We start from the raw sequence: 18,367 nt of genomic DNA on the forward strand, positions 1-18,367 counted from the left end.
GTGGGGGGTGGGGCGGCGGACCGGGTCAGATGAGCTCGCGGTCGATGAAGTCGAGGAGCTCCTCGGCGGTCGCGGCCTCGACGAGGGCCGCCACGTCCTCGTCGAGGGCCGTCGCGTCCTCGCCGCACTCCCCGGCGGCCGGCTCGGGCTCGGTTCCCTGAGCCGGCCCGGTCTCGTGGACGGGCGGGGCGATCCCGGCGTCCAGGACGGCGACCAGCTCGGGCAGCGTCGGCGCCTCGAACAGCAGGGTGAGCGGGAGCTTCAGCCCCGTCGCCGTGCCGAGGCGGTTGCGGAACTCGACCGAGGTGAGCGAGTCGAAGCCGAGCTCGCCGAACGGCCGGTCGTCCGGGATCGCCTCGGGCCGGGAGCCCAGGACGGCGGCCATGTGGGTCCGGACCAGGTCGGCCAGGGCGTCGGCGCGTTCACCGGCGGTCAGGCCGCCCAGCTCCTCGCGCAGCGGGCGGTGCCGCCGTGGCGTCGGGCCGTTCCCGCCCCGCCCCGCTCCGGCGGCCGCCACCACCTCGCGCAGCACCGGCGGGAGGTCCGGTCCGAGGTCGCGCAGGACCTCGCGGTCGAGCCGGGCGGGCACCAGGACGGCGTGCGGTGACGGCAGCGCCGCGTCCAGCAGGGCCAGGCCGTGCCCGGGGTCGATCTCCACCAGCCCGGCCCGGGCGAAGCGGGCGCGGTCGGCGTCGCCGAGGGCGCCCAGCATGCCGTCCGGGTCGCCCCACAGGCCCCAGGCCAGCGCGAGGGCGGGCAGGCCCTGGGCGCGGCGGTGCCGGGCGAGCCCGTCGAGGAAGGCGTTGGCGGCGGTGTAGCCGCCCTGGCCGGCGCCGCCGAGCGTCCCCATCACCGAGGAGACCAGGACGAAGGCGGTGAGCGGGTGACCGGCGGTCAGCTCGTGCAGGTGCCAGGCGCCGTCGGCCTTGACCCGCATCACCCGGTCGATCCGCGCGGGGGTGAGCGAGGCGACGGGCGCGTCGTCCACCACGCCGGCGGCGTGGATCACGGCGGTCAGCGGGTGCCGGGCGGGGACCGCCGCGATCATCGCGGCGACGGCGGCCCGGTCGGCGACGTCCACGGCCGCGAACGCCACCTCGGCGCCGAGCGCGGTCAGTTCGGCCGCCAGCTCGGCGGCTCCCGGCGCATCGCCTCCCCGGCGGCCGGCCAGCAGCAGCCGCCGGGCGCCGTGCCCGGTGACCAGGTGCCGCGCCACGGCCCGGCCGATGGCGCCCGTCCCGCCGGTGATCAGGACGGTTCCGTCCGGGTCGAGGACCGGCGGGACGGTGAGCACGACCTTGCCGACGTGGGTGCCCTGGCGCAGCAGCCCGAAGGCCTCGGGCGCCCGCCGGACGTCCAGGTCGGTGACGGCGGGCCAGCCGAACGCGCCCCGGGCGAACAGCTCGACCGTCCGCTCCAGCAGGCGGGCGAGGTGCTCGGGCGGCAGCTGGAGCAGGTTGAACGCCCGGTAGCGCACGCCGGGGTGCGCGGCGGCCACCTCGGCGGGGTCGCGCTGTTCGGTCCGGCCGAGCTCGACCAGGAGCCCGCCGGGACGCAGCAGCCGGAGCGACTCGTCGACGAGCTCGCCGGTCAGCGAGTTCAGGACGAGCGCCATCCGCCGGTCGCCCGCGTCGGGGCCGGCACCCGGGCCGGCACTCGGGCCGGCACTCGGGCCGGCACCGAAGCGGGCGCCGAAGCCGGGCTCGCGGGAGGAGGCGAGGTGGTCGTCGTCGAGGCCGAGGGCGCGCAGCGCGGGCCACTTGGCGGGGCTCGCGGTCGCGAAGACCTCCGCGCCCAGGTGCCGGGCCAGCTGGACGGCGGCCAGGCCGACGCCGCCCGCCCCGGCGTGGACCAGCACCCGGTCCCCCTCACCCACGCCGCCCAGTTCGACCAGGGCGTGCAGGGCGGTCAGGTGGGCGACCGGCACGGCGGCGGCCCGGGTGAAGGACCAGTCGTCCGGGATCCTGACCAGGGTGCGCTGGTCGGCCTGGGCCACCGTGCCGAACGCGGCCGGGAACAGGCCCGTCACCCGGTCGCCGACGGCCAGGCCGGTGACCCCGGGCCCGGTCGCGGTGACCACGCCCGCGCCCTCCAGACCGAGCGGGCCCGGATCGCCGGGGTGCATGTCGAGCGCGCCCAGGATGTCGTGGAAGTTCAGCCCGGCGGCGCGGACCGCGACCCGGACCCGGCCGGGGCCGGGCTCGGCGGCGGCCTCGGGGCAGGGGCGCAGCTCCAGGCCGGTGAGGGTGCCGCGCTCGGGGATGTCCAGGTGCCAGGCCGCCGCGTCCTCGGGGGGCCGCAGCGCGGGATCGCCCACGGCGGACACCAGCCGGGGCACCAGGACGGCGCCGTCGCGGACGGCCAGCTGGTTCTCCTCCGGGGTCAGTACGGCGGCCGGGACCTCGGGGGCGCCTTCAGTCGCGGGAGTGCCTTCGGTCGCGGGAGTGCCTTCGGGCACGGTGGTGCCGGGGGCCAGGTCGACCAGGGTGAACCGGCCCGGGTGCTCGACCTGGGCGGTGCGCACCAGGCCCCAGACCGCCGCCTGGGCGAGGTCCCGGACGGTCTCGCCGGGCCGCACGGCGACCGCGCCCCTGGTGACCAGCACCAGGCGGGACCCGGCGAGCCGGTCCTCGGCGAGCCACCGGGCGAGCAGGTCCCGGGTGCGGTGGACGGCGGTCCTGGCCGCCGTCGCCGGGTCGGTGGCGTCCTGCTGTCCGTACGGTCCGTGCGCTCCGGTCGGGCAGTCCACCACGGTGGGCGTGTCCGGGTCGGCCGCCGCGAGCAGTGCGTCCGGGTCGAGGGCGTCCCACGGGACGACCGGCACCGGGCCGGCCGGCGACGTCACCGGCTCCGACTCCCGCAGCGGTTCCCAGCCGAGGGCGAACAGAGAGTCGCGCGCGGCGGCGGCCGGGTCGGCGGGGCGTCCCGCCGCGACCGGGCGCAGCTCCACCGCCTCGACCAGCCCCACCGGCTCCCCCGAGGCGTCGAGCAGGGCCAGCGGGAGCCCACCGTCCGAGGCGGGCCCGGCCTGCACCCGCAGGGACGTCCGGCCGCCGGCCGGAGCGGCCGTCAGGGACACTCCGCGCCAGCGCACCGGCTGTACGGGCCGCCCCTCGTGGCCCGGGGCGGCGGCGATCAGACCGTGCAGGGAGGCGTCGAGCAGGGCGGGGTGCAGCCGGTAGGACCCGGCGTCGGCCTCCGCCGGCTCGGGCAGGACGGCCTCGGCGTACTGCTCGCCGCCGACGCCCCGCCAGGCGGCCCGCAGGCCCTGGAAGGCCGGCCCGGGCTGGTGGCCGCGCAGGGCGAGGTCCTCGTACATCCGGGTCGACGGCACCGGCGTCGCGCCGGTCGGCGGCCAATCGGTGGCGGCCCGGTTCCGGAGCGGGGCCGGGGCCTGGGCAGGGATGTGGTCGGCGCTCAGGGTGCCGGTGGCGTGCTCGATCCACTCGCCGCCGCCGGTCGCCCGGCCCGAGATCCGGCAGGTCCGCAGCCCGTCGCCGTCCGCGCCGGACACCCGTACGCGCAGGTCGACGGCGCCGTCCGCGGGCAGTTCCATCGGGGTGGCGACGGTCAGTTCCTCGATCCGCGCCGTCCCGGCCTTCGCTCCCGCGTGCAGGGCCAGCTCCAGGAACGCGGTGCCCGGCACGACGACCGTCCCGGCGAGGACGTGGTCGGCCAGCCAGGGGTGGCTGCGGGCCGACAGCCGTCCGGTGAACACCGTCTCGCCGTCGCCGAGTTCGACGGCCGCGCCGAGCAGGGGGTGCTCGGCCGGCGCCTGGCCGAGGTCGGCCGTGCCGGTCGGCCCGGCCGCTCCGGTGAGCCAGTAGCGGCGGCCCTGGAAGGGGTAGGTGGGCAGGTCGACGTGGCCGGCCGCCGCACCGGTGAGGCGCTCCCAGGCGACGGGCAGACCGCGGACGTGGGCCTCGGCGGCGGAGGTGAGGAAGCGGCGCAGGCCGCCGTCGTCGCGGCGCAGCGAGCCGGTGACGATCCCGTCGACACCGGCCTCCTCCAGGATCTGGCCGATGCTGCCGCCCAGCACCGGGTGCGGGCCGACCTCGACGAAGGTGGTGTGGCCGGAGGCGACGAGCGCCTCGACGGCCTCCTGGAAGCGCACGGTGTGCCGCAGGTTCCGGTACCAGTAGGCCGCGTCCAGCCCGGCGCCGTCCTGCCAGTCGGCGGTGACCGAGGACATCAGCGCGATCCCGCCGCCGCGCGGCGTCAGCGGCGCCAGCCCGGCCAGGAGCTCCGCCCGGATCGGTTCGACCGCCGGGCAGTGCGAGGCGAAGGCCGCCGGGATCACCCGGGCGTTGACGCCCTCGGCCCGGTACCCGTCGACCAGGGCGGCGATCGCGTCCGTGGCGCCGGCCACGGCGGTGACGGCCGGTCCGTTGACCGCGGCGATGCTCAGCGCGCCGAGGCGCTCCCGCACCCGCGCGGCGGGCAGCGGGACGACGGCCATCGCCCCCCGGCCCATCAGGTCGACGGCCAGGCGGCTGCGCAGCGCGATGGCGCGGGCGCCGTCTTCCAGGGAGAGCGCCCCGGCCACCACGGCGGCGGCGAGCTCGCCCTGGGAGTGGCCGACCACGGCGTCCGGGACGACCCCGGCCTCCCGCCACAGCTCGGCCAGCGACACCATCACCGCCCACAGCGCGGGCTGCACGACGTCGATCCGGTCGAGCGGGGACGCGCCGGTCGGCGCGCCGGTCCGGGCGTCGGACGCGGCGTCCGTCCGGGCCTCGGCCGGGGCGTCCGTCCGGGTTTCGGCCCGGCCATCGGCCAGGACGTCGGCCAACGACCAGTCGACGTACGGCGCGAGCGCCCGCTCGCACTCGGCCAGGCGGGCCGCGAACACCGGGCTCTCGGCGGCGAGTCGCGCCGCCATCCCGCGCCACTGGCCGCCCTGGCCGGGGAAGACCAGGACGGTCCGGCCGGGCTCGCCGGCCCGGCCGGTGACCAGGCCGGGAGCCTCCTCGGCGCGGGCCAGCGCCGCCAGCGCCCGCTCGGCCTCCGGCCGGTCGGCGGCGACCACCACGGCACGCTCGTCCCAGGAGGTCCGGGCGGTCAGGGCCGGCGCGGCGGCGACCGGGTCGAGCGGCCCGTCGGCCAGCCCGCGGGCCCGCTCCCGCAGCGCCTCCGGGGTGCGGGCCGACAGCACGACCGGCACCACGGGCGGTGCCGCCGGTCCCCCCGCCGCCCCGGGCCCAGTCGGCTGCCCGGGCTGCTGCCCGGCCGGCGGCTCGGTCAGGATCACGTGCGCGTTGGTGCCGCTGATCCCGAACGAGGAGACGCCGCCGCGCCGGGGCTCCCCGGTCTCCGGCCAGGGCCGGGCCTGGTCGAGCAGGGCCACCGAGCCGGCCGTCCAGTCCACGTGCGGGGACGGCTCGTCGGCGTGCAGCGTGGCGGGCAGCGCGCCCCGCCGGAGCGCCTGGACCATCTTGATCACGCCGCCGACGCCCGCCGCGGCCTGGGCGTGCCCGATGTTGGACTTGAGGGACCCGAGCCACAGCGGCCGCTCCCGGCCCTGCCCGTACGCGGCCAGCAGGGCGTTGGCCTCGATCGGGTCGCCCAGGGCGGTGCCGGTCCCGTGCGCCTCCACGGCGTCGACCTGCCGCGGCGCGAGCCCGGCGTCGGCGAGCGCGTCCTCGATCACGCGCTGCTGGGCGACCCCGCTGGGCGCGGACAGCCCGTTGGAGGCGCCGTCGGAGTTGACGGCGCTGCCGGCCACGACCGCCAGCACCGGGTGGCCGTGGCGGCGGGCGTCCGAGAGCCGCTCGACCACGACCATGCCCGCGCCCTCGCCCCAGCCGGTGCCGTCCGCCCCGGCGGAGAACGCCTTGCAGCGGCCGTCGGCGGCCAGCACCCGCTGGCGGGACAGCTCCACGAACATGCCGGGCGTCGCCATGACGGTGACCCCGCCGGCCAGGGCGAGCGAGCACTCCCCGGCCCGGACCGACCGCACCGCCTGGTGCAGCGCGACCAGCGACGCCGAGCACGCGGTGTCCACCGTCAGCGCGGGCCCGTTCAGGCCGAGGACGTACGCGATCCGCCCGGAGACCACGCTCACGCTGGTGCCGGTCAGCAGGTGCCCCGCGACGCCGGGCCCGGCCGTCTCCATGCTCGGCCCGTAGCCGGAGTGCATCGCCCCGGCGAACACGCCGGTCCGGCTGCCCTTCAGCGCGGTGGGGTCGATCCCGGCCCGCTCCAGCGCCTCCCAGGCGACCTCCAACAGGAGCCGCTGCTGCGGGTCCATGGCGAGGGCCTCGCGCGGGCTGATCCCGAAGAACTCCGCGTCGAAGTCCGGGACGTCCCGGACGAAGCCGCCCCGGCGGACGTAGGAGGTGCCGGCCCGGTCCGGGTCCGGGTGGTGGAGCGCCGCCAGGTCCCAGCCCCGGTCGTCGGGGAAGTCGCCGATGGCATCGGTGCCGGCGTCGACCAGGTCCCACAGGTCCTCGGGCGAGCGCACCCCGCCGGGGAAGCGGCAGGCCATGCCGACGATGACCACGGGGTCGTCGGCCTCGTCGGCCTCGTCGTCGTTTTCGGTCTTGCCGTCGCTTTCGGCCTCCGGCTCGGCCTCGTCGTTCGCCTTCAGCGCGCCGATCGCGGCGGCGAGGGCGGCCGGGCTCGGGTGGTCGTACAGGACGGTGCTCTCCAGGTTCAGCCCCGTCGCGGCCGCCAGCCGGTCGCGCAGTTCGAGCGTCATGGCCGAGTCCAGGCCCATCTCGCGGAACGTCCGCCCGGGCCGGACGTCGGCGGCCGAGCCCGTGCCCAGCACGACGGCGGTCAGGCTCCGGACCAGCTCCAGGACCGACCGCCCGTCCAGGGTCGGAACCGGCGCCGGGGTCGACGCCGGCGTCTGCGTCCCCTCGTCCGCCCGCTCGCTCCCGGTGGCCCCCGGCATCCCGGACGGCCAGTAGGAGCGGCGCTGGAACGGGTACGTCGGCAGGTCGGCGAGCGGCGCCGAGGCGGGCAGCAGCGCGGACCAGTCGACCGGGACGCCCCGGACGAAGGCCTCGGCCGCCGCCGTGAGGAACCGCCGGCGGCCGCCGTGGCCGCGCCGGAGCGTGCTCAGCGCGGCGCCGTCCCCGCCGTGCAGGTCGATCGCCTGCCGGACGCCCATCGCCAGCACCGGGTGCGGGCTGATTTCCAGGAAGGTCGAGTGGCCCGCGTCCAGCAGGCGTTCGACGACCGGCCCGAACCGCACCGGCTCGCGCAGGTTGCGGAACCAGTACCCGGGGCCCAGCTCGGCGGTGTCGACCGGTCCGGCGGTGACGGTCGAATGGAACGGCACGTCGGTGGAGCGCGGGGCGATCCCGGCGAACGCGGCGAGCAGGCCGTCCCGCAGCTCCTCGACGGCCGCGCTGTGCGAGGCGTAGTCGATCGGGATCCGCCGGGTGCGCACCCGCTGCCCGTAGTGGGCGGCCAGTGCGTCGAGCGCGGCCGCCGGCCCCGCCACCACCGTGTGCGCCGGGCCGTTGACCGCCGCGACCGACAGCCCGGGGCCGCCGGCCGCCGCGCGGTCGACTCCCGCGGGCTCGAGCGCCACGAGGTCCCGCTCCACCCGCTCGGCCGGGAGGTCCACCGACAACAGGCCGCCACCGCCCGCGATCCGGTTCAGCACCCGGCTGCGCAGGGCCACGATCCGCGCACCGTCCCGGAGCGACAGGGCGCCCACGGCGGTGGCGGCGGCGATCTCGCCCTGCGAGTGCCCCACCACGGCGGCCGGCTCCACCCCGGCCGAGCGCCACAGCGCGGCCAGCGACACCATCACCGCCCACAGCGCGGGCTGGACCACCTCGTCGCCCTCCAGCGGCGGCGCGCCGGGGACCCCGCGCAGGACATCGGCCAACGACCAGTCCATGTACGGGCGGAGGGCCTCGGCGCACTCGTCGATCCGCTCGGCGAAGAACGGGGAGGTCTCGATCAGCTCCGCCGCCATTCCCGTCCACTGCGAGCCCTGGCCGGGGAAGACGAAGACCGGCCGCACCGGCGGCCCCTCGTGCCGGCCCTCCACCACGGCCGCCGACGGCCGCCCGGCCGCCCGGTCCGCGAGTTCGGCGAGGAAGCCGTCCCGGTCGTCCGCGACGACCACGCAGCGGTGCTCGAACGCGGTGCGGGTGACGGCCAGCGACCGGCCCACCGAGTCCGCCCCGAGCGCCGGACGCGCCGCCACACGGGCGCGCAGCCGTTCGGCCTGGTCGCGCAGCGCGGGCTCGTCCCGCCCGGACAGGACCCAGGGCAGCGCCCCGGCCTCCTCCTTCTCCTCGGGCGCTGCTTCCACGCCCGGCCAATCCGACAGGATCACATGACAGTTGGTGCCGCCGATCCCGAACGAACTGACTCCGGCGACCAGTTGACCATGCGGCGAGGGCCAGGCCCCGGCCTCGGTGTTCACCCGCAGCCGCAGCTCGTCGAGCGGAACCCGCTCGCCGGGCCCGACGTGGTTCAGGCTGGGCACGAGCTCGCGCTCGGCGAGGCACAGGACGGTCTTGATGAACCCGGCGATCCCGGCCGCGCCCTCCAGGTGGCCGATGTTCGTCTTCACCGACCCGACCAGCAGCGGATCGCCCTCGCCGCGCACCGAGCCCAGCGCCGCACCGAGCGCCGCGGCCTCGACCGGGTCACCGGCCCGCGTCCCCGAACCGTGCAGCTCGACGTACTGGACCTCGCCCGGCTCGACGCCCGCGTCGACGCAGGCCTCCAGGAGCACCCGCTCCTGCGACGCCCGGCCCGGGGTCGGCAGCGTCTGCGTCGCGCCGTCGTTGTTCAGCGCGCTGCCGCGGATGACGGCGTGGATGCGGTCGCCGTCCCGGACGGCGGCCTCCAGCAGCTTGAGCACCACCACCCCGCCGCCCTCACCGCGGACGTAGCCGTTGGCGCGGGCGTCGAAGGTGAAGCAGCGCCCGTCCGGCGACAGCGTTCCGGCCCGCTCCAGCGCCCGGGTGCTCTCCGGCGCGAGGACCAGGCTCACCCCGCCGGCCAGCGCCAGCTCGGACTCGCCGCTGCGCAGGCTCGCGCACGCCAGGTGCACGGCGGCCAGCGAGGACGACTGGCCGGTGTCCACCACCAGGCTCGGACCGTGCAGGCCCAGCGTGTACGAGATCCGGTTGGCGGTCACCCCGCGCTGCAGCCCGGTCAGGGTGTGCCCGGTCACCGCGTCGGGGCCCAGCCCGTGCAGCAGCGTCGCGTAGTCGTCCGCGATCACCCCCAGGAACACGCCCGTCCGGCTGCCCTCCAGGGCGCCCGGCAGGGTCCTGGCGTCCTCCAGCGCCTCCCACGCCAGTTCGAGGGCCAGTCGCTGCTGCGGGTCCATCGCCACGGCCTCACGCCGTGAGATGCCGAAGAACTCGGGGTCGAACCCGTCCACCCCGTCCAGGAACCCCCCGCGCGCCGGGCCCCGGCCGCCCCGCCGCCCGACCACCGCGTCACCACCGCCGCGCAGCAGCCGCCAGAACGCCTCCGGCCCGTCCGCCTGCGGGAAGCGGCAGCCGACCCCGACCACCGCGACCGCACGCGCCGGGAGCTCACGCCCGCCACGACAACCAGCACTGTCCATCATCGATGCCCCCCGCAGTGAGAATCAGACGGCCGACCGCCGGAAGGCCCCGACGGACCACCGGGTCGTCGCCCCGGGGCCGCCCTTGAACCGGCGGGTTCGGTCGCGGGAGATCCCGGCCGCCACCTCGACGCCGATGCCCGCCCCACGAGGATGCGCCCGCCCGCACACCACCGGAACCCGTCCCGGGGGTTCATGATCGTGCGTTGCTGAACCCCGAAGGGGCCCGCACATACCCGGCATACCGGGCACCTTGCGGCGGGCCGCCCGGAGGACCGTCCGAAGCCTCCGGGCCGCGACCATCCAGGGGCGGACACCCGCGGACCACCACTCCGGCACGCTCCGGGTCGGGCCCGGACCGTGCCGCAACAGCGCCGGGGGCGGCGACCCGACGACCGCGCAGGGCCGGGTCACGGCCTCGCAGGAGGCCACAACGGCCAAGTACTGCACAGGGGTTGAGGAACATCCAGGCCGGATCGCGACTGGTGCGCGGCCGACAGGCCGTCGCCGAGGCGACCGGCCCGCTCGCGCCGGGGGGCGCGCGGCACACCCGGCGGTTCAGTCCTGGAGGGAGGCGAGCCAGGCGGTCAGCAGACGGTTGACCTCCTCGGGGCGCTCCTGCTGGATCCAGTGCCCGCAGCCGTCCAGGATGTGGGCGGAGGCCAGGCCGGGGAGAGTGGTCGGGTAGGCCTCGATCGCGTCGGCCATCCAGGTCGTGGAAGCGTCCAGGGCGCCGCCGATGAACAGGGACGGCTGCCTGATCGGGGCTCCGGCGTACTGGGCGAGGTCCTCCCAGTCGCGGTCCATGGTGCGGTAGCGGTTGAGGGCCCCGGTCATGCCGGTGCGCTCGAACTCCCCGGCGTACACGTCGAGATCGTCCTCGGTCAGCCAGGCGGGCAGCCTGCCGCCGGGGAAGCGGTCGCGCAGCCGGCCGCCGGCGCGGGCCACGAAGTGCGGGTCGGGCTCGCCCCGGGCGGGCATGGTGTCGGCGGACATGGCCGCATAGAAGCCCGCGAGCCAGCCCCGGAGGTCGGGCTCCATCTCCGCCTCGGCCCGGCCGGGCTCCTGGAAGTACGAGACGTAGAACTCCTGGTCGCCGCCCATCCGCGCGAAGACGTCGGTGGGGCGGGGGCCGCCGGGCGGCGCGTAGGGGACGCTCAGCAGTGCGACGGCGCGGAAGACCTCGGGGTGGAGCAGGGCGGAGGCCGCCGCGATGTTGGAGCCCCAGTCGTGCCCGACGACCACCGCCCTCTCCTCGCCCAGGGCGCGCACCAGGGCGACGTTGTCCTCCACCAGGTCGAGCATCCGGTAGGCGTCCGTCGCGGCCGGCTTGGAGGAGCGGCCGTAGCCGCGTACGTCGAGCGCCACGGCCCGGTACCCCGCCGCCGCGAGGGCCGGGAGTTGGCGGCGCCAGGAGTACCAGGACTCGGGGAAGCCGTGGACGAGCAGGAGCAGTGGTCCGGTGCCCTGCTCGACCAGGTGCAGGCGCCCGGCGGGTGCCTCGATGGTGCGGTGGCGCAGGTCGGTGGACGGCGCGGGCTGGTGCATCGCTTCTCCTCGGTTCACGGGCGGCCGCGGGTACCCGCCGATCATGCGGCGCGGCGGCCGCGCGACACGAAAACCCTTGCCATCGTGGCAAACTGGCAGGACAGGGCGGTGAAGGCGGCACGGCCGCAGGGAGCGGGGCGACGGTGACGGACGACGGCACAGCCGACACGCTGGCGGCCATGGGCCCCCGGCTGCGGACCGCGCGCGAGCGGCACGGCGCCACACTCACCGGCGTCAGCCGCGCGACCGGCATCTCGCTGAGCACGCTGTCGCGGATCGAGACCGGCCGGCGCAAGCCGACCCTGGAGGTGCTGCTGCAACTCGCGAAGGCGTACGGCGTCTCCCTGGACGAGCTGGCCGGCACCGCACCCGCCGCGGCGACCGGACCGCGCGCCCCGGTGCCGCCTCGCTCCGGCAACGACAAGGCGGTGCTACCGCTGACCCGCTACGTCGGGGGCCTGCACGCCCACAAGCACGTCCTCCCCGCCGTCGACGCACCCCCGGCGCGGCCGCGGCAGGTCTCCCACGACGGATACGAATGGCTGTGCGTCCTGTACGGACGGCTGTGGCTGGCACTCGGCGAGCAGGACCTCGTCCTGAGCGCCGGGGACGTGGCCGAGTTCGACACCCGCACCGCCCACGGAGTCGCGAACGCCGGCCCCGGCGGACCGGTCGAATACCTGATCATGTTCGGGCCACAGGGAGAGCGCCTACGACCGCGCACCCCAACCCCCGACCGCGGCGCCCGGTAATCCGGAGCACAGCGCCCGGACCCCGCAACGGCGCCTGCGGCTTCACGCCCCGGTAGCGTCCGGACCACGCAGTGGCCGCAGGCCGCCGGGCCGGTCGGGGAGCCGGAAGGAGCACCGGCCGAGCAGGTTGATGCGGTTCCGCACGAACGGTGAGAGGCGAGCCACGTCCTCGTCACGGACGTCGAAAGCACGCCCTCCCAGGGCCGCCCGAGCCGGCCCAGGTCGATCCGGCCGGCAACGGAGTCCTTGCGGCGACCCTGTTGATCGCAGGCCTTCAGACCGAACGCCCTGCGAGGAACAAGGCGGCCCGCTCGTCCAGTTCCGTAGCGCCGTGGACGGTCCGAATGCGCGCAAGGCGGGCGCGCATGTCCGTCACGGCGTCGTCCACCTTCACCGATCGGAGGCCTTCGGCCAGCACGAGGAACTCACACCACGTCGACAGGGCGGCTCCGTAGTTCTCCTGGCGGACCTGCACCGCCCCCAGGTCGGCCAGAACGATCGCATGGCTACGGCGCCGGTCGAGACCGTGAACGTCCAGGGCGACTTGGAGATGCTCCTGGGCCGCTTCGTAGTCGCCGAGTTGGGCGAGGATCATCCCCGAATGGTGAGCCCAGCGACCGATGCTGAAGTGGCTCGCCCAGGAGTCGCCGGGCGTCGGCGAGGATCGCTCGATGTGCCGCTGGGACGTGCCGAGGAAACGGGTGGCCGTGATCCGATCACCGTCCTGGGCCGCGGCGTCAGCGAGGGTGGTCTCGTAGTAGGCGAGGGCTTTCGGGTCGTCCAGGCGTTTCGCCTGGTCGACGCACTCCTCCGCGATCCGCACAGCGGCGGCCCGGTAGCCGAGAGCGATGGCCTGCACGGCGAGGCCGCGGAGCGCGGTGGCCGCGAGTTCCGCGTCGCCGGCCTCGGCGGCCAGCCGGTACGAATGCGCGTAGTACTTCTGGGCGACGCCATGGTTGCCCTCGTCCTGAGCCATCCATCCGATGAGGTGGGTCAACTGGGCGGCCCCGGCGAAGAGTCCGCGCCCGACGGACTCGGACCAGGCGCCGTCCAGCCATGGACTGACGTTCTCCACGAGGTACTGGACGGCAAGGTGCCGCGCATGACCGCCGCCGAGTTCCGCCGCCGCGTCACCGAGCGACTTGACCATCTGCCGGACAGCAAGGACTTCACCCTGGCCGACCCGGACCGTCGCACCGGAGTTGGCCGTCACCCTGCGGGTGATGCTGTCCAGATCGGGCAGGCCAAGGGCCGCGAGCGCATAGCCGCTGGAGGAGGCCATGAATTCCCGGCGAAGCACTTCGCTCCTTCCCAGCGCGAGGACTGAGCTCACGGTATCGCCCACACCACCCTCGGGCACGTCAACCTGCGCCGCAGGCGCATCATCAGATGATCCGAACCCAAGTACCTCACAGAGAAACGGCCACCAGTACTTCGGTGCCCGCCCCTGCTTCTCCCATCGGTAAACCTGTCCGCGTCCCGGCCCCTTCCCTCCTCTGCCCTCGACCTTTCCCAGTTCGATGGCGAGACGCTCCTGCGACCAGCCCCTTGCGCTACGTGCCCTTTTGATCATCTCGCCAGTGGAGACATCTTCCGACACGGCGCCCCTTCCCTGGACTACAAGTCGGCCTACAACTGGCTCACAAGCGGCATACAGGCTGGCACCTATTCGCGGACGGTGACGCGGCATTGACTGTACGTCAGCCGTCCAGGGCCGAAAGCCCTGGCTGGGTGGCTCTTCCCAGGTTCAAACACGGCCATGCCATCGATCCCCGCCCGAGGTGTTGCGTCATGAGCGTGCGTTTCCGCCGATTCGCCCTGCCCCGTGTCAACGAGTCGGTTCCCAAGAGCAGGGACCTGGTCGGCCACACGATCCGGGCCTGGATCTCCATGAGCGAAGAGGCGCACGACAACTTGAACCTGATCACCTCCGAGTTGGTTACGAACGCCGTCGCGCACACCACCGCGGACACCATCGTGCTCACCCTCCAGCTGAACACCCGGACCCGGATGGTGACCGTCGGGGTCCAGGACAGCAGCGCGGCCCTGCCGTCCGGCCGTCACGCGGCGCCCGACGACCAGTCCGGACGCGGCCTGTGGCTCATCGCCGCACTGGCGAACCGGCACGGAGCCCAGCTCACCTCAACCGGCAAGTGGGTCTGGGCCGAGGTCGCCCTCCAGCCCCTGGCCCGCGAACAGGCCCGCCGCAACGTGCTGCGGCAGATCATCTCGGTCAACAAGGTCCGCCCGCTCATCCGGGCGCGGATCCTCTCGGCCGCCTAACCCCCCTCCTTCTCAACCCGCACGGAACATCCCCGTGCCGGGCCGATCCGTCACGCCTCCGTGACCCTCATCCCGCCGACTCCGGAGAGAGACACCAGTGACCACCCGCGTCGAACGCACGACACGCCCTCAGATCGATCGCCTGCGCGAAGCCCTGCAGCTCGCCGCGCCCGAGGCCCCGACTGTCTCGGCGACCGAGACCGACCGGCTTCTCGTGAACCCCGTCGAGCTCCGCGACCACCTCACCCAACACCTCGGCGACCACGCCAGCCGGGTCCTCGTGGCCGGGACTCTCGACAGGCGGCTCGTGCTGATCGAACAGCCGGACGCCCGCTGGGTCGTCGCCGACCTCTCGGGCCATAACCACGACACCCGCTACTGGCCGACCTGGATCACCGGGCACATCGAGATGGACACGCCGGACTCCTGGCTGTCCCTGGTCAACCTCGACGACGCCGCGGTCCATCGCTTCACCAAGCCGACCGTCCTGCTCGCCGCGCTCTACCACCCCGAGCACTTCCCGCTGCCCCGCTTCCCTCTCGGTGTCAGCGACGTGGCCAGGGCCGCCCGGTCCACGCTCACCGGGGAGGTCTCCCTCCTCGACATGCAGCTCGGCACCACGCTGAGCGGCCTCATCATGGCGGTGGCCGAGAACCGGCCGGACATCCTGGGGATCAGCGCGACCTTCGGCCAGCACGACCTCATGACCGAGCTGCTGGACGCCGCCTACTCCCTCGAATCCCAGCCGATGGTGATCGCCGGGGGCAGCCTCACCGCCCGCAACGAAGCCCTCCTCCTGGAGCGCTACCCCAAGCTCCTGGTCGCCCGGGGAGCCGGCGAGCCCACGATCAAAGACCTCCTCGCCCACTGGCACGGTGACATCCCGCTGAACAAGGTCCACGGCATCGGTTACAACGGAGCCGCACGCGGCGAGGGCACTCTGATCATCAGCCGCCGCCGCACCGCCAAACCGGTCAGCAACTCGCAGGACGACATCTTCCCCGAGCTGGACCTCCTGCCAGCCACTTTCGAGCACAAGGGCGTTGCCCAGGCCGAGGGCTCTCGCGGCTGCACCAACTACTGCTCGTTCTGTCCGCGCGGCCACAAGGGAACCTGGTTCGGAAGCCACCCGGAAGCCTTCCCGTGGCTCCTCGAGGAGATGGGGCACATCTTCGACAGGTACCCGCACGCCTCCCGGACGCTCTACCTGGTGGACGAGGAGTTCATCGGCCGCGACGATGGCGCGGTGCCCCGCGCCCTGAACATGGGCTCCACCCTCCACGACGCGGGCTTCACATGGGAGACCAGCTGCCGCGTCGACCAGGTCGTCCGCCTCGACCAGGACACCGCCTGGCACCGCGAGCGCGCCGACATGTGGCGCCGGCTCGTGCAACACGGCCTTCGACGCTGCCTGTTCGGCGTCGAGTCCGGAGTCGACTCGATCCTGGAGCGGTTCAACAAGGAGACCACCGGCGAGCAGAATGCCGTCGCCATCCGCACTCTGTCGGCGCTCGGTGTCCCCACCAGGTTCACGTACATCAGCTTCGACCAGCTCATGACGTTCGAGGAGCTGAAAGCCACCTACGCCTACCAGGGTCGGACCGACCTCCTCCTACGACCGATGCCCAACCTGCCGATCCGGGAGATCGTCGAAGGCGTCCAGGACCCGGAGTGGGTGGCCTGGGCATCCTCCGGCAGGCCCCTGCACAGCGGCATCTCCTACATGCTCGTCAGCATGGAGTGCCTGGTCGGGGCCGCCTACACCAAGCGGGCCCAGGCTGCCGGGCTCACCGGCGAGGTTCGGCCGTCCATGGGCCGGGTCGACTCCCGGTTCGCCGACTGGCGGATCGGCGTCGCCAGCCAGTGGGCCCAGCTCTGGGTCGACAGGAACTTCGCTTTGGACTACACCTTCAAGTCGCTGGAGAAGATGCTCGACGGCGACCCCCGCAGCATCGTCCGAGCCGCCCGGATCGTCCTCAAGTACGCCGCCTACCAGGTCTTCGGCCGCATGATCGACGCGATCGAGCAGACCCCGCCAGTGCCCGGCGAGAAAGGTGCGGAAGCGGCCCTCGGCGCCCGTGTGCGCACCGAACTGGAAGACGAGTTCAAGGCCCTCTCGAAGAAGATGGCCGGCGGCGTCGAGCACGTCCTGCGCAACATCCCCAAGGACTTCGCCGCCATCCTCGACAAGGAGTACCTGCGCTGGGAGCAGACCTCCGAGTGGCGCTCCATCAACGCCTCGGACCCCTGCGGAACCTGAGGAGACGACCATGGAGAAGCGCTACGTGCCCGGCCTCGGCCATGTCTCGGCGATCGGCGCCGGATGCTGGACCATCGGCGGCCTCGCTACCAACGACGGCGTCCCGGTCGGCTGGACCGGAGTGGACGAGGACGAGGCGCACAGTGCCCTCGTCCGCGCCCACGACCTCGGCATCACCCTCTACGACACCGCCGACGCCTATGGCCTCGGCCAGTCCGAGCGCCTGGTCGGCAGGCTCCTGACTACTGCCAACCGCGACCGGCTCACCGTCTCCAGCAAGGTGGGCTATGTCCGCGGAAATGCCGCTCACCCGTACGAGCGAGACCAGATCCTCCGGCAGTTCGACGCCACCCTGGACAACCTCGGCACCGACTACCTCGACCTGTACTCCCTCCACAGCTCCGACTTCGGCCCCGACCATCGCTACCTCGGCGAGGCCGCCAAGACCCTCCGGGAACTGCGCGATCAGGGCCTGATCAAGGCCATCGGCATGCGAGCCCCGCACGAGTTCTGCCTGGCATGGGCCGAGGACGTCAGCCACCCACGCTGTGCGGAGGCATCCGCGTTCATGCTGAGGTTCGCCGTCGTCCAGCCCGACGTGCTGACCGTCCGCTACAACATGCTCAGTCCCCTGTACGAGCCCATGGACGCCGACATCTTCGACCTCGCCAACGAGTGCGGCGTCGGCGTTCTCATCAAGCAGGCACTCGGGCAGGGGCTGTTGGTCGGCGCCCACCGCACGGATCTCCCGCGCACCTTCCCACTGGGCGACCACCGCCGAGGCGACCCGAAGTTCAGCCCGGCAGCCGTGGGGGCTGTGCGGCACGGTCTGAGGCAACTCGGAGCGGACTTCGGCTACACCCGGGCCGACCTGACCCGCATGGCTCTCCAATACGCCCTCCAGCGATCCGAAAACGCCGCCTTGCTCGTCGGTTTCCGCACCGCCCAGCAGATCAGCGTCAACGTCGCCGCAGTCGGCGATCCGCTCACAGCCCCCGAGATCGACCAGATCCAATCCGTCATGGCCCCCGTCCGCGAGACCATCGCCTCGCTGACCGACACTCAGGAGAAAAGTCCGTGAAGTACACCGAAGTCGAACAGAAGTTCAAGCTCCTCAGCGACCCCCAGGAGCTGAAGGACCAGCTCACCGCCCGGGGCAGCAAAGCCGGCCGACCGACCCGCCAGGTCGACCACTACTACAACGCCCCCCACAAGGACTTCCTCTCCGGAGACGTGATCTCCGAGTGGCTCCGGATCCGTATCGAGGACGGCATCTCCTCCCTGAACTTCAAGCGGTGGTACCCGCTGGAGCGGAAGATCAAGACCCACTGCGACGAGTTCGAGAGCACCGTCTCCGACGCCACCGCTGTCCAGCACATCCTGGACTCCCTCGACTTCACCAAGCTCACCACGGTCGACAAGACTCGCGAAGAGTGGTTCATCGACAGCATCGCCGTCGCCTTTGACAGTGTGAGCGACCTCGGAGACTTCATCGAGTTCGAGTACAAGGGTGAGGCCGAAACCGTTGAGGAGGCCACCGAGAAGATCGAATCCTTCATCGCCGGCCTCGACATCAAGCTCGGCGACCGCATCCACGCCGGCTACCCCCATCTCACCCTCGGGCTGGCCTGACGAACGGGCGCACGACCGTACCGATATACCTGCACCGGACCCTTTGGCGCCGTGCGGATGTTGCGGTGTTCCGCTCTTTACCTCCGAGTGGTGAGGCTTTTTTCGCGGCGTGCTCCAGGCCTGCCTGGAGCACGCCGCAACCGCATTTCCAGGCCTTTGCACGCTCCTGCGGCACCTCTCTGCGGGCCACGTTGCCTCCGTGCTTGCGGCATTTCTCCGGCGCGGGGGGGGGGGGGGGCGGGGGGGGGCCCGGGGGTGGTGGGGGGGGTTGGGCGCACCGGCACCCCACCACCCCCCAGTAACTTAAAATCCCCCCCCGCTTGGTGTTGGTGGGGTGGT

General features: G+C 73.8%; 8 protein-coding genes. 5 read left to right on the forward strand and 3 right to left on the reverse strand.

The window, feature by feature from the left end; genetic code table 11:
• Positions 1-25 precede the first annotated feature (25 nt).
• Both ACFY4B_RS02420 and ACFY4B_RS02425 read right to left on the reverse strand, forming a co-directional pair.
• On the reverse strand, positions 26-9,556 hold the full coding sequence (locus ACFY4B_RS02420; RefSeq protein WP_387966262.1) for a type I polyketide synthase: 9,531 nt from the start codon (positions 9,554-9,556) through the stop codon (positions 26-28).
• A 555-nt stretch (positions 9,557-10,111) separates the two neighbouring features.
• On the reverse strand, positions 10,112-11,101 hold the full coding sequence (locus ACFY4B_RS02425; RefSeq protein ID WP_387966263.1) for an alpha/beta fold hydrolase: 990 nt from the start codon (positions 11,099-11,101) through the stop codon (positions 10,112-10,114).
• Positions 11,102-11,280: 179 nt separating this feature from the next.
• Between ACFY4B_RS02425 and ACFY4B_RS02430 the strand changes: the two genes are divergently transcribed.
• Entirely contained in the window at positions 11,281-11,853 is a 573-nt protein-coding gene (locus ACFY4B_RS02430) for a helix-turn-helix domain-containing protein (RefSeq protein WP_387966302.1), read from the forward strand.
• A gap of 274 nt (positions 11,854-12,127) precedes the next feature.
• On the opposite strand, the gene ACFY4B_RS02435 is transcribed toward ACFY4B_RS02430, so the two are convergent.
• Entirely contained in the window at positions 12,128-13,453 is a 1,326-nt protein-coding gene (locus ACFY4B_RS02435) for a tetratricopeptide repeat protein (RefSeq protein WP_375877519.1), read from the reverse strand.
• A gap of 191 nt (positions 13,454-13,644) precedes the next feature.
• On the opposite strand from ACFY4B_RS02435, the gene ACFY4B_RS02440 reads away from it, so the two are divergent.
• The 4 genes from ACFY4B_RS02440 to cyaB all read left to right on the forward strand — a co-directional run bounded on the left by ACFY4B_RS02440 (position 13,645) and on the right by cyaB (position 18,028).
• On the forward strand, positions 13,645-14,136 hold the full coding sequence (locus ACFY4B_RS02440) for an ATP-binding protein (protein ID WP_387966264.1): 492 nt from the start codon (positions 13,645-13,647) through the stop codon (positions 14,134-14,136).
• A gap of 97 nt (positions 14,137-14,233) precedes the next feature.
• Positions 14,234-16,396, forward strand: coding sequence for a B12-binding domain-containing radical SAM protein (locus ACFY4B_RS02445; RefSeq protein WP_387966265.1), 2,163 nt, complete (start codon positions 14,234-14,236; stop codon positions 16,394-16,396).
• Between the two features lie 10 nt (positions 16,397-16,406).
• The gene (locus ACFY4B_RS02450; protein WP_387966266.1) at positions 16,407-17,477 is read left to right on the forward strand and encodes an aldo/keto reductase; all 1,071 of its coding nucleotides are present in this window, start codon (positions 16,407-16,409) and stop codon (positions 17,475-17,477) included.
• On the forward strand, positions 17,474-18,028 hold the full coding sequence (cyaB, locus tag ACFY4B_RS02455) for a class IV adenylate cyclase (protein WP_387966267.1): 555 nt from the start codon (positions 17,474-17,476) through the stop codon (positions 18,026-18,028). Before ACFY4B_RS02450 ends, cyaB begins: the two co-directional genes overlap by 4 nt.
• The last annotated feature ends 339 nt before the right edge of the window (positions 18,029-18,367 follow it).

Source organism: Kitasatospora sp. NPDC001261 (assembly GCF_042896795.1).
GTDB lineage: Bacteria > Actinomycetota > Actinomycetes > Streptomycetales > Streptomycetaceae > Kitasatospora.

Coding starts and splice junctions, on each gene's coding strand:
- ACFY4B_RS02425 (WP_387966263.1), bottom strand. CDS start 11,101: ATGCACCAGCCCGCGCCGTCCACCGACCTGCGCCACCGCACCATCGAG.
- ACFY4B_RS02450 (WP_387966266.1), top strand. CDS start 16,407: ATGGAGAAGCGCTACGTGCCCGGCCTCGGCCATGTCTCGGCGATCGGC.
- ACFY4B_RS02420 (WP_387966262.1), bottom strand. CDS start 9,556: ATGATGGACAGTGCTGGTTGTCGTGGCGGGCGTGAGCTCCCGGCGCGT.
- ACFY4B_RS02440 (WP_387966264.1), top strand. CDS start 13,645: ATGAGCGTGCGTTTCCGCCGATTCGCCCTGCCCCGTGTCAACGAGTCG.
- ACFY4B_RS02430 (WP_387966302.1), top strand. CDS start 11,281: ATGGGCCCCCGGCTGCGGACCGCGCGCGAGCGGCACGGCGCCACACTC.